The organism is Cocleimonas sp. KMM 6892 (assembly GCF_035798195.1).
GTDB lineage: Bacteria > Pseudomonadota > Gammaproteobacteria > Thiotrichales > Thiotrichaceae > Cocleimonas > Cocleimonas flava.
Window position 1 is genome coordinate 247,431 of the sequence record NZ_JAPFBV010000004.1, and the last position, 25,741, is coordinate 273,171.

22 protein-coding genes are annotated in these 25,741 nt (G+C 42.0%); 12 read left to right on the plus strand and 10 right to left on the minus strand.

Features of this window, described 5'->3' with window-relative positions; genetic code table 11:
* The first annotated feature begins 81 nt into the window (after positions 1–81).
* Genes moaA through OO007_RS12815 form a run of 3 tightly spaced genes read left to right on the plus strand, consistent with a single transcriptional unit; the run spans position 82 to position 2,944 of the window.
* The gene (gene moaA / locus OO007_RS12805; protein WP_325809097.1) at positions 82–1,137 is read left to right on the plus strand and encodes a GTP 3',8-cyclase MoaA; all 1,056 of its coding nucleotides are present in this window, start codon (positions 82–84) and stop codon (positions 1,135–1,137) included.
* Positions 1,138–1,141: 4 nt separating this feature from the next.
* Positions 1,142–2,017 (plus strand): formate dehydrogenase accessory sulfurtransferase FdhD, encoded by an 876-nt coding sequence (locus tag OO007_RS12810; RefSeq protein ID WP_325809098.1) that lies wholly within the window; start codon positions 1,142–1,144, stop codon positions 2,015–2,017.
* 9 nt (positions 2,018–2,026) lie between these two features.
* Positions 2,027–2,944 (plus strand): helix-turn-helix transcriptional regulator, encoded by a 918-nt coding sequence (locus tag OO007_RS12815; RefSeq protein WP_131906105.1) that lies wholly within the window; start codon positions 2,027–2,029, stop codon positions 2,942–2,944.
* Positions 2,945–3,015: 71 nt separating this feature from the next.
* Here the strand turns inward: OO007_RS12815 and lipA are convergent, their stop codons facing one another.
* The 5 genes from lipA to dld form a co-directional block, all read right to left on the minus strand.
* Positions 3,016–3,990: a lipoyl synthase gene (gene lipA, locus OO007_RS12820; RefSeq protein WP_325809099.1), complete on the minus strand. Its 975-nt coding sequence runs from the start codon at positions 3,988–3,990 to the stop codon at positions 3,016–3,018.
* A gap of 4 nt (positions 3,991–3,994) precedes the next feature.
* On the minus strand, positions 3,995–5,779 hold the full coding sequence (gene lpdA, locus OO007_RS12825) for a dihydrolipoyl dehydrogenase (RefSeq protein WP_325809100.1): 1,785 nt from the start codon (positions 5,777–5,779) through the stop codon (positions 3,995–3,997).
* 14 nt (positions 5,780–5,793) lie between these two features.
* Positions 5,794–7,428 (minus strand): dihydrolipoyllysine-residue acetyltransferase, encoded by a 1,635-nt coding sequence (locus OO007_RS12830; protein WP_325809101.1) that lies wholly within the window; start codon positions 7,426–7,428, stop codon positions 5,794–5,796.
* Positions 7,429–7,443: 15 nt separating this feature from the next.
* Positions 7,444–10,128, minus strand: coding sequence for a pyruvate dehydrogenase (acetyl-transferring), homodimeric type (gene aceE, locus OO007_RS12835; protein WP_325809102.1), 2,685 nt, complete (start codon positions 10,126–10,128; stop codon positions 7,444–7,446).
* Between the two features lie 315 nt (positions 10,129–10,443).
* Entirely contained in the window at positions 10,444–12,177 is a 1,734-nt protein-coding gene (dld, locus tag OO007_RS12840) for a D-lactate dehydrogenase (protein WP_325809103.1), read from the minus strand.
* A 247-nt stretch (positions 12,178–12,424) separates the two neighbouring features.
* On the opposite strand from dld, the gene OO007_RS12845 reads away from it, so the two are divergent.
* From OO007_RS12845 to OO007_RS12860, 4 genes are read left to right on the plus strand one after another with little or no spacing between them, the layout of a single operon-like run.
* Positions 12,425–13,237: an FCD domain-containing protein gene (locus tag OO007_RS12845; RefSeq protein ID WP_325809104.1), complete on the plus strand. Its 813-nt coding sequence runs from the start codon at positions 12,425–12,427 to the stop codon at positions 13,235–13,237.
* Positions 13,238–14,026, plus strand: coding sequence for a (Fe-S)-binding protein (locus OO007_RS12850; protein WP_325809105.1), 789 nt, complete (start codon positions 13,238–13,240; stop codon positions 14,024–14,026).
* On the plus strand, positions 14,016–15,542 hold the full coding sequence (locus tag OO007_RS12855; protein ID WP_325809106.1) for a LutB/LldF family L-lactate oxidation iron-sulfur protein: 1,527 nt from the start codon (positions 14,016–14,018) through the stop codon (positions 15,540–15,542). The genes OO007_RS12850 and OO007_RS12855 overlap by 11 nt, the downstream gene beginning before the upstream one ends.
* On the plus strand, positions 15,542–16,186 hold the full coding sequence (locus OO007_RS12860) for a LutC/YkgG family protein (protein ID WP_325809107.1): 645 nt from the start codon (positions 15,542–15,544) through the stop codon (positions 16,184–16,186). Before OO007_RS12855 ends, OO007_RS12860 begins: the two co-directional genes overlap by 1 nt.
* A gap of 51 nt (positions 16,187–16,237) precedes the next feature.
* Here OO007_RS12860 and OO007_RS12865 read toward each other — a convergent pair whose 3' ends face one another.
* Complete coding sequence (locus tag OO007_RS12865; RefSeq protein ID WP_325809108.1) at positions 16,238–17,593, minus strand: integron integrase; 1,356 nt, start codon at positions 17,591–17,593, stop codon at positions 16,238–16,240.
* Between the two features lie 145 nt (positions 17,594–17,738).
* Between OO007_RS12865 and OO007_RS12870 the strand changes: the two genes are divergently transcribed.
* The 3 genes from OO007_RS12870 (at position 17,739) to OO007_RS12880 (ending at position 19,767) form a co-directional block, all read left to right on the plus strand.
* Entirely contained in the window at positions 17,739–18,326 is a 588-nt protein-coding gene (locus tag OO007_RS12870) for a hypothetical protein (RefSeq protein WP_325809109.1), read from the plus strand.
* Between the two features lie 204 nt (positions 18,327–18,530).
* Positions 18,531–18,827, plus strand: coding sequence for a hypothetical protein (locus OO007_RS12875; protein ID WP_325809110.1), 297 nt, complete (start codon positions 18,531–18,533; stop codon positions 18,825–18,827).
* 223 nt (positions 18,828–19,050) lie between these two features.
* Positions 19,051–19,767 carry a hypothetical protein gene (locus OO007_RS12880; RefSeq protein WP_325809111.1) on the plus strand — a complete coding sequence of 239 codons (717 nt, stop codon included), beginning with the start codon at positions 19,051–19,053 and terminating at the stop codon, positions 19,765–19,767.
* Positions 19,768–19,996: 229 nt separating this feature from the next.
* On the opposite strand, the gene OO007_RS12885 is transcribed toward OO007_RS12880, so the two are convergent.
* The gene (locus OO007_RS12885; protein ID WP_131907109.1) at positions 19,997–20,212 is read right to left on the minus strand and encodes a DUF2061 domain-containing protein; all 216 of its coding nucleotides are present in this window, start codon (positions 20,210–20,212) and stop codon (positions 19,997–19,999) included.
* Between the two features lie 309 nt (positions 20,213–20,521).
* On the opposite strand from OO007_RS12885, the gene OO007_RS12890 reads away from it, so the two are divergent.
* Positions 20,522–21,181, plus strand: coding sequence for an NADPH-dependent FMN reductase (locus OO007_RS12890; RefSeq protein WP_325809112.1), 660 nt, complete (start codon positions 20,522–20,524; stop codon positions 21,179–21,181).
* A gap of 172 nt (positions 21,182–21,353) precedes the next feature.
* Positions 21,354–23,543, plus strand: a complete 2,190-nt coding sequence (locus OO007_RS12895; RefSeq protein WP_325809113.1) for an OsmC domain/YcaO domain-containing protein — start codon at positions 21,354–21,356, stop codon at positions 23,541–23,543.
* Positions 23,544–23,549: 6 nt separating this feature from the next.
* Here OO007_RS12895 and OO007_RS12900 read toward each other — a convergent pair whose 3' ends face one another.
* The 3 genes from OO007_RS12900 to OO007_RS12910 form a co-directional block, all read right to left on the minus strand.
* A complete protein-coding gene (locus OO007_RS12900; protein ID WP_325809114.1) occupies positions 23,550–24,137 on the minus strand; it encodes a TlpA disulfide reductase family protein in 588 nt (195 codons plus the stop codon).
* 434 nt (positions 24,138–24,571) lie between these two features.
* Positions 24,572–25,081 (minus strand): hypothetical protein, encoded by a 510-nt coding sequence (locus OO007_RS12905; RefSeq protein WP_325809115.1) that lies wholly within the window; start codon positions 25,079–25,081, stop codon positions 24,572–24,574.
* A 166-nt stretch (positions 25,082–25,247) separates the two neighbouring features.
* A complete protein-coding gene (locus OO007_RS12910) occupies positions 25,248–25,667 on the minus strand; it encodes a polyhydroxyalkanoate granule-associated phasin (protein ID WP_325809116.1) in 420 nt (139 codons plus the stop codon).
* Positions 25,668–25,741 lie beyond the last annotated feature (74 nt).

Consider the following 25,741-nt stretch of genomic DNA (forward strand, 5'->3'; position numbering starts at 1 on the left):
TTGAGTAGCTAAGCAAGTAACAAAGAGAGCTATACAAAGAGCGCAATATATTTTAACAAAGCAAAAAATACACAGGCCACAATGACAGATAACTCCAAACAAAATACGACAGAATCACAGCAAGTGACACAGAATAATACCGACACTAAGCCTCAGCTGGTAGATCGATTTGGTCGTCAGGTGACTTATGTCCGTCTATCCGTGACTGATCGCTGCGATCTACGTTGTGTTTACTGCATGTCCGAAGATATGACCTTTGTGCCTCGTGAACAATTACTCACACTTGAAGAAATGAGTCGAATTGGTAAAGCCTTTGTAGAGCTTGGCGTAAACAAGATTCGTATTTCAGGCGGAGAACCTCTGACACGTCGAAATATACTCACTGTGTTTGAATCTCTGGGAGAGCTTGACGGACTCAAAGACCTGACTATCACCACCAATGCGACGCTACTCGAAAAATACGCTCAGCCTTTAAAGGATGCAGGCGTTACTCGTATCAATGTCAGCCTTGATACCTTAAACGAAGCACGCTTCAAAAAAATCACACGCATCGGCAAACTTGAAAAAACCATGGCAGGCATAGACGCTGCTCTAAAAGTTGGCTTTCAAAAAGTTAAACTCAATAGCGTCATCATGAAAGATTACAACGATGATGAGATTAATGCGCTGGTAGAATTTGTACGCGAACGTGGTATGGACATTAGTTTTATTGAAGAAATGCCACTGGGTGAAATTGGCGACCATGATCGTGCCGAGACCTATTTCTCAAGCGACAAAATACTGAGCAAGTTACAAGAAAGCTACGAACTCACAGCGACTGATGAAACAACTGGAGGACCTGCCAAGTACTTCCGTTTTAATGACTCTGACAGCCGCATTGGATTTATTTCGCCACATAGCCATAATTTCTGTGACGACTGCAATCGTGTTCGCGTTACGGCAGAAGGCATGCTGTTATTATGCCTGGGCCAGGAACATTCAATGGATCTACGCAAGATTGTCAGAGCCAACCCAAATGATGACGAAGCGTTACGCTCAGCCATTATCGACTCCATGCAACTAAAACCGAAAGGGCATGATTTCAACCTCAACGGACAACCTATTATCATGCGCCACATGAGTGCTACGGGAGGCTAAGCTTTTGTCTCCAACACCCTCACCCGATAGAACCACACAAAAACCCGAACTCACAGACGAAGGTCTAGGCGCTGCTTTCGCAGTAAATGGGATCAATGAGTTTGGCGAAACCATAGAAGGTCACATTGCTGCCGAACGTGCCCTCACCATCTATCTCAACAAACGCGAAATAGTCACACTCATGACTTTAGGTACACAGCCTGAATTATTGGTACTTGGCTGGTTACGCAATCAACGCCTGGTTAAGAATGCCAGCGACATTCGGGCGATTCAGGTTGATTGGGAAACGGAATCCGTTGCGGTTACCACACACGATGCCATTGATGGTATAGACGAAAAACTGAGCAAAAAAACTGTGACCACAGGCTGCGGACAAGGCACAGTCTACGGCGACATGATGGATGGTTTGAGCCAGATTCAATTACCCAAAGTTTCACTACGCCAATCCAGAATTTACGAGTTACTCGCAACGCTCAATAAACATAACGAAATCTACAAAAAAGCCGGCGCAGTCCATGGCTGCGCTTTGTGTCAAGATACCGAGAATCAACGATTTGTCGAAGATGTCGGGCGTCACAATGCAGTAGACGCGATCGCAGGTTATATGTGGTTACACGATATTAGCGGCGGCGACAAAATCTTTTACACCACCGGCAGACTCACTTCAGAGATGGTTATTAAAGTGGCGCAAATGGGCATTCCTGTTTTATTGTCTCGCTCTGGCGCAACACAAATGGGTTATGAAATTGCCAAACAACTTGGTGTCGTTTTAATCTCCCGCGCAAAGGGAAAACATTTTCTCGTCTATAACGGCGCTGAAAATATTGAGTTTGACGCAATACCAAATAAAATCACTTCCAAATCAAACACTGCTTCATGAGCTAAACCAATGAGTAAACCCAGTTCACTAGACCTCAATACCCCGTTTCTTAGCGTAAAGCAGGTTTCAGAATATCTCCAACTAAACGAAAAAAAGGTTTATTCACTGGCTAACGAAGGCCATATACCTGCAACCAAAGTGACGGGTAAATGGATGTTCCCCAGAGAACTCATCGATCGCTGGATGCTAGACTCGTCTCACAGTGGTTTATTGAAAGACCGATTGATTATCGCGGGCAGCGATGATCCATTACTGTATCGCGTAGTCAATACCTATGCCGCACAAATGGGTTCGCACGCCCTGGTTAGTTATTCACCAACCGGAACAGGCATCGGTTTAAAACTTTTACAATCACAACGCATCGATGTTTGTGGCATGCACTGGGGCCCAACGGCAGAAAGCAGAATGCGTCACCCTGCGCTTTTACAACAACACGCACAATACAAAAACTGGGTATTAATCAGAGCCTTTCAGCGTGAACAGGGCCTAATAGTCAGCCCTAAACTTTTACAATTATCTGAAAGCCCCGATGCATTTTTTGACACTCAATATCGCTGGGCGATGCGCCAGAAAGGCTCAGGTGCACAACGTTTCTTACTGGAAATTCTCAGCCACTATCACAAAACCACTGATCTTCTAAACTGTGAAGTAGAAGCCAATTCAGAACGCGAAGCCGCAGCCGCAATTGCAATGGATATGGCAGACATCGCACCTGGAGCACGCTCGGTAGCGACAGAGTTCGGTTTAGGTTTTATCAGTTTAGGTTGGGAATCTTTTGATTTAGCGCTCCCCAGAAATATCTGGTTCAGGCATTTGTTTCAAGAATTTATCAATGAATTGAAATCATTACCTAGCCAACAGATGGCCGAGGCACTAACGGGATACGATTTAACGTCCTGTGGTGAATTGGTTTGGGGAGATGATTAAAAACAGGGAGATGACGTGACTTATAAATCATATAGGTCACCCCCCTACTTTGAGGCACTTTTTTGGTGTTCTTAAGTAGCAGTATTTCCAATCACTGTTTTAGCTTGCAGGTCGGCATGGTAAGAAGAACGCACCAAAGGACCACTTGCAACGTGCTTAAACCCTAAGTCTTCCGCATAGATTCTTATTTCTTCAAACTCATCCGGCGAATAATAACGCTCTACGGGTAGATGAGAATCAGAAGGCGCAAGGTATTGACCCACCGTCAGCATTCGACAGCCGTGATCATACAAATCCTTCGCCGTTTCTTTTATCTCATCCATGGTTTCACCCAAGCCCACCATTAATCCCGATTTTGTTGGGATGTTTTGATGACGTTCTCCGAACTTTTTGAGTAAATCCAGAGACCACTGATAATCAGCACCAGGTCGCGCTTGTTTATACAGTCTCGGTACGGTTTCGATATTATGGTTGAATACATCAGGCGGCTCTACGGACATTTCTGCAATCGCAATATCCATTCGCCCCCTAAAATCAGGCGTAAGCACTTCAACACTGATACCCGGCTGGGCTTCACGCGCTGCGCGAACACAATCGGCAAAATGCTTAGCACCACCATCCCTTAAATCATCACGATCTACCGAAGTGATTACCACATACTTTAGACCCATCTGCTGAATCGCTTCCGCTAAGTGACGGGGCTCATCTTCATCAACCGGCAACGGACGACCATGCCCTACTTCACAGAATGGACAACGGCGCGTACACACCTGACCCAGAATCATAAAAGTTGCCGTACCATTGCCAAAACATTCCGGCAGATTTGGACAAGAGGCTTCTTCACACACCGTATACAGTTTTTTATTGCGTAACATCCCACGCACATGCGCCGCCTGGGATGCCGATGGCAATTTAATTTTCAACCACGCAGGTTTCTTCAACGGCTCATCTTTGGGAACTACTTTAATTGGAATGCGGGCAACTTTATCTGCCCGCCGTAATGGAACTCCAGGCTCTGGTTTTGCTATTACTTTTGAATGTGCCATAGTTTTACTTCTTCTTTTTTGGCGCGTAAAGGTCTGTAATCGTTCCTTCAAACATTTCCGCCGCCATAGCCACAGTCTCAGACAATGTAGGATGTGGATGCACAGTCAAACCGATATCCGCAGCATTTGAACCCATTTCTATCGCATGAGCTACTTCTGCAATTAATTCACCTGCATTAATCCCAACAATTCCAGCACCTATAACTCGCTCATTCTTTTCATCAAAAATAAGTTTAGTCATGCCTTCTTCACGCCCCATTGATAATGCACGACCACTGGCCGCCCATGGGAAAACGCCTTTACCGTATTTGAGGCCTTGGGCTTTAGCTTCTTCTTCAGTAACACCTACCCAGGCAATTTCTGGATCTGTGTAAGCAACCGATGGAATAACTCTGGCATCGAAATGACTTGGTAAACCTGATGCTGCTTCAGCTGCCGTCTTGCCTTCATGAACCGCTTTATGAGCGAGCATAGGCTGACCAATAATATCTCCAATTGCAAAAATATGTGGTTGAGTGGTGCGCATCTGACTATCCACGACTTGAACAAAACCACTTTTATCTACTGCAACACCCGCGTTTTCTGCACCAATTAATTTTCCATTGGGTGTACGACCCACAGCTACCAGAACACGATCATAAACTTGAGGTTTATCAGGCGCCTGCTTGCCTTCAAAAGTCACTTTCATACCTGACTTAGTTGCTTCAACTGCAGTCACTCGGGTTTCCATCAAAATGGCTTCATATTTCTTTTTGATGCGATTGGTATAGGGCTTAACGATATCTTTATCAGCACCTGCAACCAGATTTGGTAGCATTTCAACAACGGTGATTTTAGAGCCTAGTGCCGAATAAACCGTCGCCATTTCAAGACCAATAATTCCGCCACCAATAACCAACATACGCTTTGGTACATCTGCAAGTTCCAGTGCGCCCGTTGAATCAATGACGCGCGGATCTTCTGGAATAAACGGTAAATGAACCGCCTCAGAACCTGCCGCTATAACGGCTTTATCGAATTTAACGACAGTCTTTTTGCCGTCTTCAGCAGTGACTTCAACATGATTCGGATCGAGGAATTTACCTACCCCGCTTACAACCTGTACTTTACGTTGCTTGGCTAAACCACTTAGTCCGCCTGTTAAACGACTGACGATTTTCTCTTTCCATGTTCGTAATTTATCGATATCGACTTTAGGCTTTTTGAAATCAATACCGATCTCATTAACCTCTTCAGACTCATCGAGTACTTTTGCGGCATGCAACAATGCTTTAGAAGGAATACACCCTACATTCAGACAGACACCGCCCAATGTTGACCAACGCTCAATTAATACCGTTTGCATACCTAAATCGGCAGCACGGAAAGCCGCGGTGTAACCACCTGGGCCCGCACCCAACACCAACATTTCACACGTCACATCTGCACTACCGGAGTGGCTGGAAGCGCTTGGTGCGCTAACAGCTGCAGGCGCTGGCGATGCTTGTTGTGTCGAAGCATCTTTTGCAGGAGCTGGAGCAGATTCTGGTTCAGCTGTTGCTGCCCCTTCTTCTACTTCCATAAGACAAACTACAGAACCTTCGCCGGCCTTATCGCCAACCTTTAACTTCATCTCTTTGATCGTGCCTGCATGCGAAGATGGCACATCCATTGAGGCCTTGTCAGACTCTAGCGTTAACAATGCATCTTCTTCGGCGACAACATCTCCAGGACCAACTAAAACTTCAATCACATCTACTTCATCAAAGTCGCCAATATCAGGGACTTTTATTTCAATTACATTACTCATTTAAAACTCCCTGTTTAAAGCATTAAGTTGCGAACATCAGACAATACGAATGATAGGTGACTAGCAAAACGTGCCGCATAAGCACCATCAATCACTCTATGATCGTATGAAACAGCTAGCGGCTGAATTAAACGATCAACAATTTCACCGTCTTTACGCACCAAACGTTCCTGAGATCGAGTGATACCAAGTATCGCAACCTCTGGGGCATTTACGATCGGCGTAAAATTCGTTCCACCGATACCGCCTAGGCTAGAAATTGAGAAACAGCCACCTGACATATCAGCCGCTTTCAATTTCCCATCACGTGCTTTAACCGAGATTTCACCCAGCTCGCGCGCCAGTTCAAACATGCCTTTGCGATCAACGTCTTTAATCACAGGAACGACTAATCCATCAGGTGTATCAACTGCTACACCGATGTTATAGAACTTACGCATAATTAAATTCTCACCAGCATCATCCATCGCTGAGTTAAATTTAGGGAATTCTTTCAAACCGGACGCAACCGCTTTCAACATGAATACAAGCGGCGTGAAGTTGAAGCCCATTTCTTTGGCTTTGCCTTTGATTGTGCCGCGGTAAGCCTCCAACTCGGTAATATCAGCTTCGTCAAAATGCGTCACTTGCGGAACATTCAACCAGGCTTTATGCAGATGCTTAGCAGAAAGCTTTCCAATTCGAGACATTGGAACCGTTTCAATTTCGCCAAATTTAGACCAGTCTGGTTGAGTAATTAGAGGAATACCCATTTCTCCACCAGCAGCTTTAGCAGGTGCGGCATTTGATGAACTTGAAGCAGTTGCAGCAGCTGGTTGACCACCATTTGCACTGAAGCTTTTAAGATCATCTTCAGTAATTCTACCTTGACGACCAGTACCCGTAACTTGTGTTAAATCAATCCCTTGTTCACGTGCTTTGCGACGTATTGATGGGCTGGCGTGAGCTCGACGGAATGCTTCAGAATCTTTTACATTAGAAGCCGCAGGAACTCGTGCAGGTGCTTTTGCCGCACCACTACTGCTTGCATCAGGCACTGGATTTGAATCTGCGGCGGCTTTTGTGCCACCTTTCGTTTCGAGCAGCATAATCAAACTGCCTTGAGAAACCTTATCACCCACTGCAATTTTCAGCTGTTTGACCACACCCGCTTTTGGCGCAGGGATATCCATCGAAGCTTTATCAGATTCAAGAGTGATAAGAGAGTCTTCTTCTTGAACGGTATCACCTTCTGCAACCAACACTTCAATTACATCGACACTGTCAAAATCACCAATATCAGGCACTAGAATTTCTTCTAAGCCGCCACCGCCATATCCACTTCCACCCGCACTTGGCGCGGCGCTAGATGCTGCAGACTCGCCCCCCACTTTAGGTTGAGCATTATCTACAGCAACGTTTACGCTTGATTCATCTGAATCTTCCAGAATCAGAATCAAACTACCTTCAGCCACCTTATCTCCAACGGCTACTTTAATCTCTTTGACCACACCACCTGCCGTAGCAGGTATATCCATAGAGGCTTTATCAGACTCCAGTGTAATAAGCTCATCATCAATTGAGATGGTATCGCCAACGTTTACTAATACTTCAATGACATCGACTTCAGAGAAATCACCGATATCAGGAACTAACATTTCTTTACTCATTATTATTTCTCCGAATTATGCGTGTAGCGGATTAGTTTTATCAGGATCGATGCCATACTTTTTGATAGCTTCTAACACTGTTTTATTGGTTATACCTTTCGCTTTTTGATCAGCTAATGCTTTCAGCGCGGTAATTGCCACATAACGGCTATCGACCTCAAAATGCTCACGTAAAGCTTCGCGACTATCAGAGCGTCCAAAGCCATCGGTACCAAGTACATGGTAATCATTCGCAATAAATGGTCGAATTTGCTCTGCATACATTTTCATGTAATCCGTAGCCGCAATCACTGGACCTTTGGCTCCATCGAGACAGGTTTCAACCCAGCTTTTACGTGGTTTCTTATCCGGATGTAGCAAATTCCAGCGCTGCACATCTTGTCCATCACGAGTTAACTCATTAAGACTTGGCGTAGACCAGATATCAGCTGCGATATCCCAATCATTTTTCAACAAGTCTGCCGCAGCAATCACTTCACGCAAGATAGACCCACAACCTAATAACTGAACAGTATGTTTTGCTTTACCCTTCGCTTTTTGAAATTGGTACATACCTTTGATGATGCCTTCTTCCGCACCTTTAGGCATTGCAGGCATACTGTAGTTTTCATTTAGCGTGGTTATGTAGTAATAAACATTCTCATTATTTTCGTACATGCGCTTTAGACCATCGTGATATATCACGGCAAGCTCGTAAGCAAACGTAGGATCGTATGAGATACAATTTGGGATGAATTGTGCAAATAACTGACTGTGCCCATCCTGATGTTGTAGACCTTCTCCATTCAGGGTAGTACGTCCAGAAGTCGCTCCTATCAAGAATCCTCGAGCCAACATATCACCGGCAGCCCAGGCCAAGTCACCAATACGCTGGAAACCAAACATGGAATAGAAAATGTAGACAGGTATTGTCATCACGCCATTGTTTGCGTATGAGGTCGAAGCAGCAATCCACGAAGACATAGCGCCGTCTTCATTAATCCCTTCTTGCAACATCTGTCCATTTTGTGACTCTTTATAAGGCATGATGTCTTTAGAATCCATCGGCACATATTTCTGACCTTCGTGCGCATAAATACCCACTTGACGGAACATACCTTCCATACCAAAAGTACGTGCTTCGTCCGGCACAATCGGCACTAAACGAGGACCAATCTCTTTATTACGAGCAACAGCAACCATGATTCTCACCATTGCCATGGTGGTCGACATAGTTCGTTCGCCCGTATCTTTTAATAGCGCATCAAATATTGATAAATCAGGAATATTCAGTGTTTCATATTCTTGTGATCGACTGGGCAAATAACCACCCAACGCTTTGCGTTTTTCATGTAAATACAACATCTCAGGCGAGTCGGCTGCTGGCTTGTAGAAATCAGCCGCATCTACTTGCTCATCAGAGACAGGAATAGAAAATCGATCGCGTAATTTACCCAACTGGCTAGCACTTAACTTCTTCTGAGAATGACTGATATTCATTCCCTCACCCGCTTCACCCATGCCATACCCTTTTACGGTATGCATAAGTATCACGGTAGGTCGATCTGGAGTGTTTATCGCTCTGTGATAAGCCGCAAAAACTTTTTCCTGATCGTGACCACCGCGCAGAAGATCAAGATAGATTTGATCATCAGTCCAGTCGTTAACCAGCTCTTCTATTCCATATTTAACAAACAGGTGCTCGCGAACATAAGCCCCGCCTTTGTTTTTGAAGTTCTGGTATTCACCATCGACGGTTTCCATCAATGCTCTTTTCAAGGTATTACCATGCTGAGGATCATTTAACAGTGGATACCAGGCTGATCCCCAGAGAACTTTAATGACATTCCAGCCACCGCCCCTGAAGTTACTTTCTAATTCTTGTACTATTTTACCGTTACCACGAACTGGCCCATCTAATCGCTGAAGATTACAGTTCACGACGAATATAAGGTTGTCTAATTTTTCACGTGAGGCTAATGAGATTGCACCTTGTGATTCAGGCTCATCCATCTCTCCATCGCCCAGAAATGCCCAGACTTTACGCTGCTCTGAAAGTTTTTCTGCTTTCGGAGATAGCCCTCTATTTTGTAGATATTTAATGAAACGAGCCTGATAAATAGCCATGATCGGACCAAGACCCATGGATACCGTAGAAAACTGCCAGAAGTCAGGCATCAAGTAAGGATGTGGATAAGAAGAAAGACCTTTGCCGCCCGCCTCTATTCTGAAGTTATCCAGTTGCTCATCAGTCAAACGTCCTTCTAAGTAAGCTCTTGCATACGTACCGGGCGCAGTGTGCCCCTGAACAAATAGCATGTCGCCACCACTAGGATGATCAGCACCTTTCCAGACATGGTTATAACCCACTTCATACATTATCGCTGACGATTGATACGAAGCGATATGCCCACCAGGCTCAGCTGGTTTGCGGTTAGCTTTAACCACCATAGCGGTTGCATTCCAACGGAGTGCGCGAAGAATTTTGCGTTCCGTTTCTAGATCTCCGGGATATGCCGGCTGCTGATCTGTCGGAATTGTATTTACATAAGGGGTATTATCTTTGGGAGGTTCAACACCGGCTTCAAAAGCGGCATTTATTGCTTGATTTAAAAGATATCGAGCGCGTTCTGGTCCTTCTCTTTCTATAACAACGTCAATGGCTTCCTTCCATTCACTTGTTTCCTGGGGGTCTAAATCGGTTACATCTTCACTACTCATGCGTTGTTTCTCCTAGCGGTAGAATTTTGTTAGTGTTGTAAGACTTATTATTAATCTTATTTAACTGTGAAAATTATGTTCTTATCAATGTTATAGCTTATATTTCAGGTAAAGTTATTGAAGGAATAATGATTCGCATTAATAAGAATAATTAATGACCTAATAAATAAAAAAGGCCTATAAGTGGGGGGGTGTATAATAGATTCGAAAAAGAATATTTTTCGATAAAAAACAGATACTTTTTAATCAAAATAATGACTAAAACCGAACAAAAAACACATTATCGTATTGATATTCGAAAACTATGTTTAATGACTATAAACAGCAACTACAATTTCTTTTGTGCTTACTCATTTTTCCGATGCCTGGATTAAATGTATTGGTAGGATCAAGCTCACGATAAAATGATTTTAAATCCTGCTCCGCTTCATACAAATGTCCCACATTATGTTCTGCTGGATATTTCGCCCCTCTTTCATCAAGAACTACAAGCATGGCTTTTTTCACTGCTTCGGTGTCTGCGCCTTTCTTCAAAATATAATCCTGATGAAAAACATGACACATGAAATGGCCGTAATACAAAGCAGAATCAATTTGATCGCTAATTTCTTTAGGCAGGTCTTCGACCCAATTCATATCGTTTCTTCTTAAGGCGATATCTAAAGCCAGAATATCCCCAACTTTATGACTCTTGACCGTTTGATAACGAATGGCGGCACCTGCTGCGGCAAAACGAAGCAACATCGCTTTACTTGCTTCATCATCAGTACAGACAAAGAAATCACCATCGTTGGCAAGCCCATCAGAATTATTTGAAGCAAAGAAATCAGTTAAAAAGCTTTGGGCTTCTGCGATACCCTCATCACTCATTTTAAGAATAAGGTGATGTTCGTATTTATCACGGAACTGAATCATACGTTTTGGCAAATGCTTCGGCCATAAATGACTCGCAAACTGCATCACATGATCAGTTAAGAATTTTGGAAGTAGCGGAATTTTATTGAGGGTTGCATCTATACGCCCTTTCCACGCGAACATCTTTGGCAGACTATCTGTACCCAGATGCTGGATCGTTAAAAATGTATCTTTACCATACTTTTCACCAATATCGAACATATCACCATGAAGATACTCACCCACATCGGGTACATTTTCGAACTCACTTAAGATATGTCTCCGCAGCTTGGTTAATACCTGTGCGTCATTGGTTCCGATGTAAAACGTTTGTTCTTGCTTCGCCACTTCAAAGGTGTCGAGTCTTACCGCGAATACCGCTAATTTACCGGCACAACCACTGGCTTCGAATAAACGACGTTTATCCGCATTAAAGCGGGCTGGCGTGACTGCATCGACATCCCGAATGCGCTCTACATACTCTCTATCTGAGGCCAGCTTTCCGCCATCATCGAGATCATCGGTGGGAAAGTCTTGTCGCTCTAAACGGGCGATTATCTCTTCGGGTGTTGCATCTGCCGAATCGCCTAAATCAATACCAAGGTGATTCACGAGTTCTAACTCGCCTTTCTCATTGACCCGCGCATACAAAGCCAGCTCAGTATATGCCGGACCACGCTTTACCAGAGAACCACCAGAATTATTAGACACACCACCAACGATCGATGCACCAATGCTCGACGAACCTATAACCGAATGCGGCGCTCTTTTTAACGGCTTAAGCTTCTTTTCAAGTGCGTGCAAGGTTGCGCCTGCAAAACCTAACACCTGCTCTCCACCATTTAACAAAACGATATTATTGATGCGTAAAGTATTGATGATAACCACTTCACGGTCATAGTCGTCATTATTTGGCACAGAACCCGCCGTCAAACCCGTATTGGCAGCTTGCATAATAATGACGGTATTGGCTTCAACACAGACTTTTAAAACTTGCCATAACGTCAATAATGAATCAGGAAACAACACTGCTAATGCACCACCACTACCCGCACGGAAACCTTTACGGTAATACTCCGTTTTCTTTTCATCTGTGGCTACTTTTTCCTGACCCAGAATATTTTTGAGTGCTGTTATCAATTCATCATTAGACATAGTTTTTTCTCTTAAAATTTTATGGCAGGTGTAGCGCGAGTATTACTAATACCTTTTAAATAATTGGTAATACCAATTTACCAATTGTCTTACCAATTCAAAAGAAGAGTAGTTAATTTTCTGAAAAAATCAAATTATTTCTCATACTATTTGTTTATTTATAAAGATTTCAGACACTTACAAACTTTCTTGATTTCTCGATTTTATCGACTACAATAATGAATAATTGGTAAGACCAGAGACCATCATGCACAAAAAACGAATTGCAGATACCATTGCAGATAAACTACAGACCCTGATTGTTGAAGGCAGTCTTAAACCAGGTGATCGCCTGCCTGCAGAAAGAACACTCGCTGAAAGCTTCGGCGTATCGCGTCCATCATTGCGGGAGGCCATTCAAAAATTACAAAGTCGTGGCTTACTTAAAACTCGACCTGGTGGCGGTACAACGGTCGAATCGAGTTTGAATCCTGAATTCGTTGACCCACTGATCAGCTTTTTTCAAGAACACCCGGAATCACGCTTTGATGTACTCGAAGTCAGGCACTCTTTAGAAGGGAATGCAGCGTGGCATGCCGCTATCCGCGCAACAGACGAAGACAAAGAAAATATCAAAGCCTGTTATGAAAAAATGATTTTACTACACAATGGCGACGACCCATTGGCAGAAGCACAGGCGGATGCAGAGTTTCATTTAAGCATTGTCGAAGCATCACACAACCTTGTTTTATTGCACATGATGCGCGGCTTGTTCACACTATTACAAAACAGTATTTCACATAATCTGGATAAGCTTTACACGCTCCCCAGAGTCTTTGAACCACTGAGTAATCAGCACAAAGCATTAATGGAAGCTGTAATCGATGGCGATCCTGAAAAAGCCCGACAGGCAGCTCAAGATCATTTGGCATTTGTAGAAGATTCATTGCAAGACATCGATCAAGAAGAGGTTCGCAAAACCCGATCATTGCGTCGCTTAACGACACTGAATGCATTAAAAAACACTATGAACGATTCACATAATAATTCAAAGAAAGAAACTAAAATGGAGCAGAGCTAAATGTCTGACAACGATCTTCAAGATACAAGCCAATCAGATAAAAAAATATCTGAAGTCTATTTCTTCGGCACCTGCCTAATCGATCTGATTTACCCAAACGCAGGAATGTCGGGAATCAAATTACTGGAACGCGAAGGCATCAAAGTCATCTACCCACAACAACAAACCTGTTGTGGTCAACCGGCGTGGAATAGCGGCTACCGTGATGAAGCTCGGGACGTTGCGGCTTTACAATTAGGCTTATTTAATAAAGATATTCCCATCGTTGTGCCATCGGGTTCTTGCGCCGGCATGATGAAGACGCACTACCCTGCTCTGTTTAAAGACAATAAACTCGAATCACAAGCGTTAAACCACGCATCTCGGGTTTATGAACTGACTGAGTTTCTGGTTGATGTACTAAATATCCAACTGGAAGATCTGGGCGAGCCTCAGGAAATCGCCATTCACACATCTTGTGCAGCGCGTCGTGAAATGGGCGTCGCAGATAAGATCGAATCACTGGTAGCACAACTATCCAACGTGACTGTTTTAGAGCAGGAACACAAAGCAGAATGTTGCGGTTTTGGTGGAACATTTGCGGTTAAGGAGGCGAAGATATCAGCATCGATGGTCGCCGATAAAACCGCGAACATTAGAAACACAGGAGCAACCCAACTCATCAGTCAGGATGCCGGGTGTTTGATGAATATTTCAGGAGCCTTTGATTACCAAACTGATGATAAAGGCAAAGGACCAGACTGCGACCATATCGCCAACTTCTTATGGGAAAGAACCCATGCAAAATAATACTCAAGACACCACCCAGAACACTAACAAATCGGTTAAGAGTGATAACACTAAAGACATTCCTATTTTTAAAATAGAAGATTTCCATGTGCGCGTAGAAAACGCACTAGGCAATGAAGAAGTGCGAAACAACTTCCGCGTTGCGATGAATGGCTTAATGACACGCAGACTGGATATGTTCCCCGATAAGGAAGAACTGGAAAACCTGCGCACCAAAGCGATGGAAATTCGTGCTAACAGCCTTACAAAACTCCCCCAGTTATTAGAGCAACTAGAAAAAAACTGTACTGCCAACGGCATAAACGTTCACTGGGCAGAAACCTGCGAAGAGGCAAATAACATCGTTCTCGACATCATGAACAAACACGATGCGAAGATGATGGTTAAAGGCAAATCGATGGTTTCTGAAGAAATGGGCATGAACCATTTTATGGAAGAACACGGTATCGAATGGCTAGAATCCGACTTAGGCGAATACATTTTACAATTGGCAGAAGAACCACCGTCACATATAGTGATGCCAACCATCCACAAAAACAGAAAACAGATCGCTGCATTGTTTTTTGAAAAATTCCCTGAAATTCCCTACACCGAAGATGTGGATGAACTCACCAAAATAGCGCGAGAATTACTGCGTGATAAATTCTTCGCCGCACCTGTTGGTATATCCGGCGTCAATTTCGCAGTTGCTGAAACCGGCACAATTTGTCTGGTAGAAAATGAAGGAAATGGCCGAATGAGCACCACTTCTCCGCCTGTACATATTGCAGTCACAGGCATAGAAAAAGTGGTCGAAAAGCTAGTCGACGTTCCCCCGCTTTACAGTATTCTTACACGATCTGCGACAGGTCAGCCTGTTACTACTTATTTCAACATGATCAGTTCTCCTCGCAAGACTGGGGAAAAAGGAAACGAGAAAGACGGCCCCAAAGAAGTCCACCTAGTATTACTCGATAACGGTCGTTCCACAATTTATAGTGACCCGGAATTACTAGATACCCTTCGTTGTATTCGTTGCAGTGCGTGCATGAATCATTGTCCTGTTTACGTTCGCATCGGCGGCCATGCCTACGGCACCACTTATCCGGGACCTATCGGCACGATATTCGAACCGCAAAAATCTGGATTAGATGCGCACGGTGAACTAACTCAGGCCTCTACCTTATGCGGAGCCTGTTCAGAAGTTTGCCCAGTGCGTATCCCTATCGCTGACATTATTAACCGTCTACGTTACGAAGGTGTCAGACAAGACGAAACCACCACCAAAGACGCTGGCAGCAAACGTAAAACCAGCGAAGCATTAATCTGGAAAACATGGTCATTCGCTCACAAAAAACCAATGATGTATGGCTTAGGCACCAAAGCAGCAACACGACTTCGTGGACTTATACCCAGTAAATTAGGTCCCTGGACTAGCGTTCGTAAAGCACCAAAACTAGCGCCTAAAACACTTCATGAACTGATGAAAGAACACGAGGCCACAAGTAACAAGCAAGGCAAAAAGGAAAACAAATAATGAGCGCACGCGACAATATACTCAACAGACTAAAAGCCAGCGGCTCTCAATACGACTCCACACAAGAGTTAGACAGAAGCTGGTATTCCAAACACGATTGGGATGAAACCGCTCTGCTACAAAATTTCATCGAAAGAATGGAAGCGGTACGCGCAGAAATTCACCAAAGCACAGAAACAGCATGGCCAGAATTATTAGCTGAATTATGCGAAAAGAAAGGCTGCGCTAATTTACTAATTTCAAAACAAACGCTGTGGTCAAAACAAATAGAAAATCAGACTAACCTACCCGAGTTAATCGAATACGATAAAGACATTGAAGCATGGAAAAAACAACTCTTCTATGAAATAGATGCCAGCCTAACAACTTCATTAGGTGGGATATCGGAAACTGGATCATTAATCGTCTGGCCTACCGAAGATGAACCAAGAATGATGTCTCTGGTTCCACCTATTCACTTCGTCATTATGGAAAAAAGTAAACTGCATTCCACCTTTGCCGAAGCGATGCGAGTCATGGACTGGGCATCACAAATGCCAACCAATGCACTACTGATATCTGGCCCTTCAAAATCAGCAGATATTGAACAGACACTAGCTTATGGTGTGCATGGGCCTAAAGAATTGGTGGTGATAATTATTTAGGTCACCCCCCTACTTTCAGGCACTTTTTTACCATATAGAAATAAATGTAATTTAAAAGTCCACCGGACTCTTAACACTTAAACCAGGTTTATTTAATACATGGGTATAAATCATCGTGGTCTCCACATCATTATGCCCCAATAACTCTTGAACCGTACGAATGTCATAGCCCGCTTCCAGCATATGGGTAGCAAAACTATGACGTAAAACATGACTACTGACCTTCTTCTTTATATTCGCTTTTATTGAGGCGCGTTTGACTGCTTTTTGCAGGCTAGTTTCATGCAAATGATGTCGACGTTTAACCCCAGAATGAGGGTCTAGGCTAATCTTGCTAGCGGGAAAAACATACTGCCATATCAACTCTGATTGTGCGCTCGGGTACTTTTTAGCTAAAGCAATTGGTAAATAAACCGTTCCTGCTCCTTTCTTTGTATCCAGCGCGTGCTGTACCTCAACTTTCTTAATTTGATTTTGTAGTTGTTGCTTATATCGCTCTGGCAACGGAACCACTCTGTCCTTATCGCCCTTAGCTTCACGCACTATAATTTGTCCGTAATCAAAATCTATATCCTTTACACGCAAACGGACACACTCCATCAAACGCATACCTGTGCCATACATTAAGCCGATTAGCAGTGCATAGTTATCATCACTGTGAGATAACAAATTTTTCACTTCATTTTTAGAAAGCACCGTAGGCAATCGCTTGCCACGTTTGGCATGCGTAAAACGATACTCTTCGGGGTTTTTATTAAGAATCTCTCTCATTAAGAACACCACAGCGTTCAACGCCACATTTTGAGTACTTTTAGAGACTTTTCGATCGACCGATAAATAACTTAAAAAAGCTTCAACATCTTGCGGCTTAACCTCATCAAATTTTCGACCTTGTAGGAAGAAGTCAAACTGTTTGACCCAATTCACATAGGTTTTTTCAGTTCTTATTGAATAATTCTTAGCCTGAATTTTACGTGCGAGCTCATTTAACCATAACCCATTAACACCAGATTGTTTTTGATGCAAAGGCCGATTACCTGGTCCTTCCTGCTCCCCCTCGCCCATGACTGACTCACGCCAAAAAGCCCAATCTACAAATCGAGCTGGACGCGTATCAGCGACCTCAATCAACAATAATCGTAAGGCTTCAATCAACTGCATTTTTTGCCACGACTCAAGACGAGTCGCTAGTGTACGTTCTAAATACGTTTCAATTTCTTGTTGAGATATATCCTGAATATTCCGTTTAGGGAAAGATCCAATAAACGCCTCAACCGCCATAACGTAATAAGGGTGTGATTGAGAATAAACCTTTTGCTGACGTAACACATTCAGGTAGGTCGCCCAGTTATGAGACTTATATTTAGGAAGCGTTAAATCAATAGACATTCTGAAATAATACGACATCAGTTTAATTCTGCATAGTAAGATATTAAGTGCGCGTAAAATCTAACCACCTTTGTATGCCGTGGTTTCAGATGATAAATTGAGTTAATCCGTATAGTAAGATATTATCTTCGTCTGTATAATAAGCTGTTAGGCCAATAAAGAGATGTCTGAAGAATATACAGATTGGATAATTCCACGTTTAGTGCCAGAGAATGAATGGCACAACGTAAAAAGCTATATTATGAAAGCTAGTGGTGAGGAAGTAGAAAAAATAATTTTCGAATGGTGGAGTGATATTTCATTTAAGCCTGGCGAATACCATCCACCGATTGAAGTATTAAACTCAGACGCACCAACAATCATTAAAGTTGTTATCTCGCAATCTATAGCCGAGTACGAATTTAGCATGTTCGGAATGTCAGGATTCCTTTGGCAAAATCTATCTAATTGGCCAAAATTTTTAAACACATTGAAAATCGGATATGAGTTATTTGGCCTTCAAAACCAAGTTCAGTTACTTGATGAAGTAACTCTTTTTTGCGAAGAAACAGAGAAGGATTATCGAAGCATCCTAAAGGAAGCAAAAAAGATTGAAGATGATCAGGAATGGGACTTATTTGTGGAGTCACATATCAAGTTACTTCCTGATCATTTATCACCAGTTTTAGGTCTGGAATCAGGTACAACACAAAATCGCTACACATGGTTACAAAAAAACAGGAGCATAGTCCTCGAAGCAATACAGGTCTAACAAGCCACTTAAATGGGAACGCCTAAGCAGGTTTTCGCGTTGCCATTTGCAGTTTTGTTTGCATGTAGCTTATCATGGCATTCAATTAATTTAATCGCCGTCCCCTTAGTGGGGCGTTAGATTTCTCAGTAATATAAAAAGTGCCTAAAAGGTGGGGGGTGTCATTTTTCATTTTCTATCTCATCAATTTAAATAAGATAAAATATGAAAACACAAATTTGGTTTGTAATACTTGCTGTACTCATGTTAATTCCTTGTTATTTTGGCTTGCTTGGAATTCATGGTTATTACACAAGTAGCGACCCACTTTTCAAGAGTGAAAGCTTGATAGTTATCGGGTTTATGGCTGTCTATTCTTTGGTTTTAGTAATTCCATATTTAATTAGCTATTTTCTTTTCAAACAAAAATTATCTCAAAAATTTAAACTTTATACATTTCTTCCTTTTATACTTATGTTGTTAATTACTATTTATGGTACTTTTTTAGGTATACCATGGTAATTAATCTAACAAGTGACTGTGGTTTCAAGTCAACCTTTTAGGTATTTTTGAAATAAACATTACTGCGTTTATTTTAGGGTTCGAAACACACTAAAAGGTAAAAACTTTGATTGGTGATATACTAGATTTAATCGCCATTTTTGGTTTTTAAAACTCTTGGGATAGATTGAATATCAACTTTGATATCAGTGTAATGCAAAACTATTGTAGCAATAGGCTATTAGTGAATAGACTTATTCCGATTATCATTACGCTTATATTATGCCTTTACACTAACACTATATCTGCTGAGCAAAGCACTCTACTGTTTAAAAATAAAGATGCCAGCATATACAAGGACAGAGCTTATTATAATGGTATAGCGTTATATGATGCTGCAAAAGACCTTGAGCGTTTAACTCTGCAAGAAGCTACGGATGATTGCCCTGTTAACTATACCTATTATTATCACCCGCTTTCGTTAGTCGGTAATTACTATAGTTATGAGTCAGGTGAGTTTGGCGTTTTAGCCTGCGGCACACCGGATGGCTCCTCAAAGGTTGTAACGATTAACCTTACTGATTATAAAGACGTTTCTTTAACGGATATATTCACTCAGGAGAGTATTCTCAAAGCGCTTAGTGAGGATCAGTGGGTTAAAAAAATTCTAAAAGAAACAAAGAACAACTTCGAACCTATCTTATCGTTTGATGCTTTTATCGAGAGTATCAATACCCTGAGTAATGACCGGTTTAGCCCAAATAGTTTTGCTGTTTTAAACTACGATAAAAAAAACAACAAAGCCGCTGTAAGATTAGTTGGGCAGCGATATATGGGTTACAACCATTTTAAGCATGTAGAATTAGGCTTATTACTAGAACCCAAAGACCCATTTAAATACGATTTAGAAAATAGCACTTATTTTACTTTGCATGCTTTTAAAAATAATCTTACTGATTGAAAGCCTTTGCTGTCGTTTCACTCAAATAATATTATTAATTCGCTAAAAATATTCATTTTTAATAGCTACAGTTTTACTAAGTGGTTGTTTAAATGAAGCCGCAAAATCTTAAAAACTAAGCTAAGAAAGCTAACAAACCTCATGCCATAAAGTTAAAGGCATTTTAAGTTATAAAAAAGACTCTCCCCTATTAATAAAACATAGCTAGCACTTTTGTGTTGTTAGATTATTACACCCGCTCACTGTAAACCGTTGTTAATACAGAAAACATTCCAGCGATATCGTATTTATTCCAGAGTTTCTCGTGGAAATAGAACACTACTGTGTTGACTGCTGGTTCGATAAGAGCGACCGCCCCGCCGATAACAGCGCTACCGGTAATTAGGTATGCGACTAAGAATGCCGTTGAAAAGTGAACGATGGCAAATGTGATTGTTTTTAACATGATTATCTCCAAATGTGTTTTGATGGTTAAATGATAATCATTCTCGTTTGATTTGTTAAATGAATTATAATGAATGTATTGATAGTAAAAAGCTATCGATACATATTTACAGATTAAGCTATCAAACAAAAATATATTTATTCGCATGCATTTACGTATTTGCTCAATATACTTAAACGATCATGATGATTTTTTGGTTGTTTGTAGCCTCATACTTGTCTTATAACGATCACAGTATGCTTACCTATAACTGCCAATAGATTATGGCGGTGTTATGCTTAAAACTATCTATAGATAAGGAGCTATCAAATGAAATTGTTAATTTTTTTGGGTACTGTTCGAGATAGTACTCCACCCAAACCTGCACGACTCGGTGATCGGGTTGCAAAAGCCTGTCTCGATTGTTTGCATTCACGTTTCGACAAGCATGAGGTAGAGTTAATCGATGCTTTGGATTATCCGCTGGATGATGTTTTTAAACCTCATTTTGCATACGCAAGGAGCAAAGGTCCACCTGCCCTTAATGATCTGGCTAGCAAGATTGAATCTGCCGATGGTTTTATTATGATCAGCCCGGAATATAACCATTCCATGAGCCCTGCTCTGTCTAATTTATTAAACCATTTTGGTAGCTCTTTATTCTCTTACAAGCCCAGTGCAATCGTTACCTATTCTGCGGGTCAATGGGGTGGTTTAAGAGCAGCCATTGGGATGCGCACGTTTCTTTCTGAGCTTGGTTGTCTTCCTGTTTCGTCGATGATTCACGTACCTAAAGCACAAGAGGTCTTCGATGCAGATGGATCTGCACTTGCGGAAGTCGATATTACTTCCTGGTTTGACTATTTTGACCGGACCTTCAATCAGTTGCTTTGGTGGGCCGAGGCAACCAAAACACAGAGAACTGAAGTTGATCCGCACACACTAATCAAGAGTTTCAATACCGATCCGTCAGAGCGAAATGCACCTTGATAGTCTTCAAGTCACTATTACGTGATTTATCGACGATATTTGTAAGCGATATTTCCTTTATAGGTGAAATAGCTATAATCTCCACCTACTCGCTGATTGGCAGTTTCTAACTCGTTTAGTTGCCTAAAGCGTTACCCTACTTCCTATAGAAAACGACTTCGGAAATCCCCCAATGGAAATCAACGTTAACTTTCTCGATAACCTCAGACTTGAAGCCAAGTTTGATGATTTTACTGTGATTGCAGATCAGCCTATACGCTATAAAGGCGATGGTTCAGCTCCGGGTCCTTTTGATTACTTTCTGGTTTCTTCTGCGCTATGTGCGGCATATTTTGTGAAGTTGTATTGTGAGACTCGCGATATATCCACGGAAAATATCAAGCTATCGCAAAACAATATTGTTGATCCTGAAAACCGCTATAACCAGATTTTTAAGATTCAGGTTGAATTGCCCGAAGATATTTCTGATAAGGATCGTCAGGGTATTTTGAGATCAATTGAACGCTGTTCGGTTAAACGGGTAATACAGAATAACCCGGGGTTCGAGATTGAATCGGTTGAGAATCTTGCAGAAGATGCGCAGGCGATGTTGATGGCACAGCCTGAAGGTGATGCGAATACTTTTATATTAGGTAAAGATTTACCGCTAGAACAAACCATCTCCAATATGACGGGGATTCTGGCTGATCTGGGAATGAAAATTGAGATCGCCTCCTGGCGTAATATCGTACCGCATGTTTGGTCATTACATATTCGCGATGCCGCCTCACCAATGTGTTTCACCAATGGCAAAGGCGCTACCAAAGAGAGTGCACTTTGTTCTGCATTGGGTGAGTTTATCGAGCGTTTGAACTGCAATTTCTTTTACAACGATCAATATTTCGGAGAAGAAATAGCGAATAGCGATTTCGTCCATTACCCTAATGAGAAGTGGTTTAAACCAGGACCAAACGACGAATTACCTTCAGACATTCTGGATGAGTATTGCTTAGAGATTTTTAACCCTGATGGAGAGCTAAGTGGCTCCAATCTGATCGATACCAATTCTGGCAATGCGCAACGCGGTATTTGCTCTATTCCATACACGCGCCATTCTGATGGTGAAACAGTGTATTTCCCTTCAAACCTGATTGAGAACTTGTACTTAAGTAATGGCATGAGTGCGGGCAATAATTTGCCCGAGGCGCAAGTACAATGTTTATCAGAAATTTTTGAGCGTGCAGTCAAAAAACAAATCATTGAAGAAGAAATCGCCTTGCCCGACGTTCCCGAGCAGGTCTTAAACAAATACCCTAGCATTGTTGAAGGGATTCAAGCGCTGGAAGCGCAAGGCTTCCCAGTAGTTGTTAAAGATGCATCCTTAGGGGGACAATTCCCTGTGATGTGCGTCACCTTGATGAACCCGAGAACCGGCGGCGTATTTGCCTCTTTCGGTGCGCATCCCAGTTTTGAAGTCGCGCTAGAACGCAGCCTTACCGAATTACTACAAGGTCGCAGTTTCGAAGGCTTAAATGATGTACCACCCCCCACCTTTAACAGCCTTGCTGTGCAAGAATCTGAAAACTTTGTTGAACACTTTATCGATTCAACTGGTGTTATTTCATGGCGCTTCTTTAGTGCGAAACATGATTATGAATTCTGCGAGTGGGATTTTTCTGGCAGTAATCAGGAAGAATGCGACAGCTTGTTTGGTATTTTAGAAAGCATTGGCAAAGAATCGTATATCGCAGTGTTTGACGAACTGGGTGCAACGGCCTGCCGTATTTTAGTTCCTGACTATTCCGAGGTTTATCCGGTCGAAGATTTAATCTGGGATAACACCAATAAATCATTAGATTATCGCGAAGATATCCTGAACATTCATGCCTTGAGTGAGGATGCACTCATCACGCTTAAAGAGCGTCTAGAAGACAGTCAGCTCGATAACTATACCGATATCAAAACACTGATAGGTATCGAGTTTGATGAAAACACAGTCTGGGGACAATTGACGATTCTTGAACTGAAGATCCTTATTTGTCTTGCAATAGGTGATCTTGAAGAAGCTATCGAACTGGTCGGCGACTTCCTGCAATTTAACGACAATACCGTTGAACGTGGTTTATTCTATCAGGCAATTCACGCTGCGCTTGAGATTTCATTAGACGACGAAATGGAACTTGATGACTTTATTGTCAACCTGAGAAGAATGTTTGGTGAAGAGACAATGAGCAATGTTGTAGGCTCGATTACTGGTGAAGTAACGTTCTACGGACTCACTAAAACCAATATGCAGCTTGAGGGATTAGACAGACACCTGAAGTTAATTGAGAGTTATAAGAAACTTCATCAGGCGCGTGCCGCAAAAGCGTCAATCGCTTAAGTTTAATCAGGTTTTATGCGTAGAAGAATTTAAATCTGTGATGGCTTTGATAATTTCAGGGTCATCAAAATTTCTTCCGCCAATGGCAAAATAGGCGATTTCGCCTTTGGGGTTGATAATGAATGTCGTAGGTAATCCCCTGACCTTCCAGCTTTTCATTAGCGATCCGTCTTCGTTAAAAAGTACCGTAAACTCTGGCGTGGGATCGAGTTCTGCCATGAAGGCGAACACTGCATCGTCGTCTTCACCAATATCTACTGCCAATACTTCTACGTTTTTATCTTTTGTTGATTGGTGCAAGCGTCCTAATGAAGCCATCTCTTTGCGACAAGGAGGACACCAGGTCGCCCAGAAGTTAACCACCACAGTTTTACCTTTAAGGTCTTTTAAATCGGTGGTTTCCTCATCCATATCCTGCAACTTTAAAGCTGGCGCCATAATCGATTGTTTTACAGGCGTTAGCTTTTGAATTAAGGATTTTTCATCTGCGCTAACGCCATTAACAGTCGTCAACGTCATGATGATGAGCAAAGGTATTGCTAATCGCGTTAGGGATATTCCAGATTTGGCTTTAACTTGGCGACGTTCGAACACATCTAACTCCAGACAATTTTATTGTGGTTAAGATTTTTGTTAATACTTTCGTAAACACATTTGTTAATACTACAGTTGCTGATGCTTCAATCACTTATTATTGCTCAGATTTGTCATTACTCAGTTTCAGTTTTATTAAAACATAAAAAACTAACGAGGATGATAAGACACAATATCATATCTTTTTACTGTGCTTGTTTTGTGTGCTTGTTTTGTGTATTAGCTTGGTGTTTATGAGTTAAGTTGATTAGCTAAGAGAGTTTAGCCGAGTTGATTTTTAACAGCAGTCGAAAGCCACCCCCCTACTTTGGGGCACTTTTTTTAAGACTGACACTAGAATGTGTCAGTTTTAATTTTTATATAAGTTTGTTTAAAACCTTGTTTAAGCGTTTATTTCAAAGCTATTGTAAAAGTGATTTTCAACGCGAATACAATCAAGCGCTTTTACTGATATCTTCCAGTAACTTATCAAAGTAGTCTTTCACTTCTCCGGCAGCTTTGATGCTCGCATCTTTTACTTTGTCACCAGACTCATTCAAGTCACGCGCTATCTTGGCGCCTTTAGTTTCCATGAAATCTTCCGCTTCCATTTCGGCCAAATGTGCGCGTAGTTTTGCAGTATCGATTTCTGTATGGGCTTTGCTTGAAATTTTCTGTGTAAAATCTTCCAGCGTTTCTTTCACGCCTTCCATCTTATCAACAACTTCCATTGTACCTAGATGCGCTTGAAGCCTAGCTTCATCGCCTATCTGATCTACGGCGGATGCCGCTTCTTTAAGCTTTCCTTTGGCACCTGAAAAACTCTTCTTTAAATCAGCCCATAACTCACGGGCATCTTCAGCCAAGTCTTCAGTAATGTCTTCGACTTTGTCTTCTATCTTATCTTCGAGTCGATCGATCGCTTCTTCTGCAGCTTCTAATTTCTTTTTGAATTCGTTATCCATCTTAATCTCCTGCCAATTATTTCTGTTTTTATTATATGCCTGAAAAACGGAGGAAGTAGATGAATACAATTGTTAGCTGACTTAGGTCAAGTGAAATGTCACCCCCCCACTTTGGAGGGGTTTTTATCTAAGATTATCTATTAAAGGTGTTTTTGCAATCGAACGCTTATCTGTTTTTAAGACGCTCAGCATTTGAAGTTGTTTTAGCGTGTATAGGCTCGAGACCTTTATTGATAATACTTAACGCTGCTTTATTCATCTTTTTAGGTGTACAAACTTCTAGTGTGTTCATTTCCCACCAAGGTGTGAACATCGCTTTGACGACTGATGTATAGATTTCCTGATTAATTTTGCTAGTCTGCTCTGCCATAGCCTGCCAAGACTCAACAAACGCATCAGACTTTTCTGACCACATTAGTTCAAATTCTTCCTGATGATTTTCGTTTGGTTGATATCCAGCGAACATAAATTGTCCGATACGACGTGCCATCACTTCTGGAACAGACGTTGATAATTCAACCGACTGCATAGCAATAGATTTTTTTACGTTGTTATTATTGGCTGTAGTTGATTTACTTTTTGTCATGTTATTTGTAACCCTTTTATTTGTATCATTTAAGAGTGCACTATACTCTTTTTGCTGCGGTGCACAAGAAAATT

What these genes read in the sequence shown, in the direction of transcription:
- moaA (WP_325809097.1), top strand. Translation starts at nt 82, where the DNA reads ATGACAGATAACTCCAAACAAAATACGACAGAATCACAGCAAGTGACA.
- OO007_RS12815 (WP_131906105.1), top strand. Translation starts at nt 2,027, where the DNA reads ATGAGTAAACCCAGTTCACTAGACCTCAATACCCCGTTTCTTAGCGTA.
- lipA (WP_325809099.1), bottom strand. Translation starts at nt 3,990, where the DNA reads ATGGCACATTCAAAAGTAATAGCAAAACCAGAGCCTGGAGTTCCATTA.
- lpdA (WP_325809100.1), bottom strand. Translation starts at nt 5,779, where the DNA reads ATGAGTAATGTAATTGAAATAAAAGTCCCTGATATTGGCGACTTTGAT.
- OO007_RS12830 (WP_325809101.1), bottom strand. Translation starts at nt 7,428, where the DNA reads ATGAGTAAAGAAATGTTAGTTCCTGATATCGGTGATTTCTCTGAAGTC.
- aceE (WP_325809102.1), bottom strand. Translation starts at nt 10,128, where the DNA reads ATGAGTAGTGAAGATGTAACCGATTTAGACCCCCAGGAAACAAGTGAA.
- dld (WP_325809103.1), bottom strand. Translation starts at nt 12,177, where the DNA reads ATGTCTAATGATGAATTGATAACAGCACTCAAAAATATTCTGGGTCAG.
- OO007_RS12845 (WP_325809104.1), top strand. Translation starts at nt 12,425, where the DNA reads ATGCACAAAAAACGAATTGCAGATACCATTGCAGATAAACTACAGACC.
- OO007_RS12850 (WP_325809105.1), top strand. Translation starts at nt 13,238, where the DNA reads ATGTCTGACAACGATCTTCAAGATACAAGCCAATCAGATAAAAAAATA.
- OO007_RS12855 (WP_325809106.1), top strand. Translation starts at nt 14,016, where the DNA reads ATGCAAAATAATACTCAAGACACCACCCAGAACACTAACAAATCGGTT.
- OO007_RS12860 (WP_325809107.1), top strand. Translation starts at nt 15,542, where the DNA reads ATGAGCGCACGCGACAATATACTCAACAGACTAAAAGCCAGCGGCTCT.
- OO007_RS12865 (WP_325809108.1), bottom strand. Translation starts at nt 17,593, where the DNA reads ATGTCGTATTATTTCAGAATGTCTATTGATTTAACGCTTCCTAAATAT.
- OO007_RS12870 (WP_325809109.1), top strand. Translation starts at nt 17,739, where the DNA reads ATGTCTGAAGAATATACAGATTGGATAATTCCACGTTTAGTGCCAGAG.
- OO007_RS12875 (WP_325809110.1), top strand. Translation starts at nt 18,531, where the DNA reads ATGAAAACACAAATTTGGTTTGTAATACTTGCTGTACTCATGTTAATT.
- OO007_RS12885 (WP_131907109.1), bottom strand. Translation starts at nt 20,212, where the DNA reads ATGTTAAAAACAATCACATTTGCCATCGTTCACTTTTCAACGGCATTC.
- OO007_RS12890 (WP_325809112.1), top strand. Translation starts at nt 20,522, where the DNA reads ATGAAATTGTTAATTTTTTTGGGTACTGTTCGAGATAGTACTCCACCC.
- OO007_RS12895 (WP_325809113.1), top strand. Translation starts at nt 21,354, where the DNA reads ATGGAAATCAACGTTAACTTTCTCGATAACCTCAGACTTGAAGCCAAG.
- OO007_RS12905 (WP_325809115.1), bottom strand. Translation starts at nt 25,081, where the DNA reads ATGGATAACGAATTCAAAAAGAAATTAGAAGCTGCAGAAGAAGCGATC.
- OO007_RS12910 (WP_325809116.1), bottom strand. Translation starts at nt 25,667, where the DNA reads ATGACAAAAAGTAAATCAACTACAGCCAATAATAACAACGTAAAAAAA.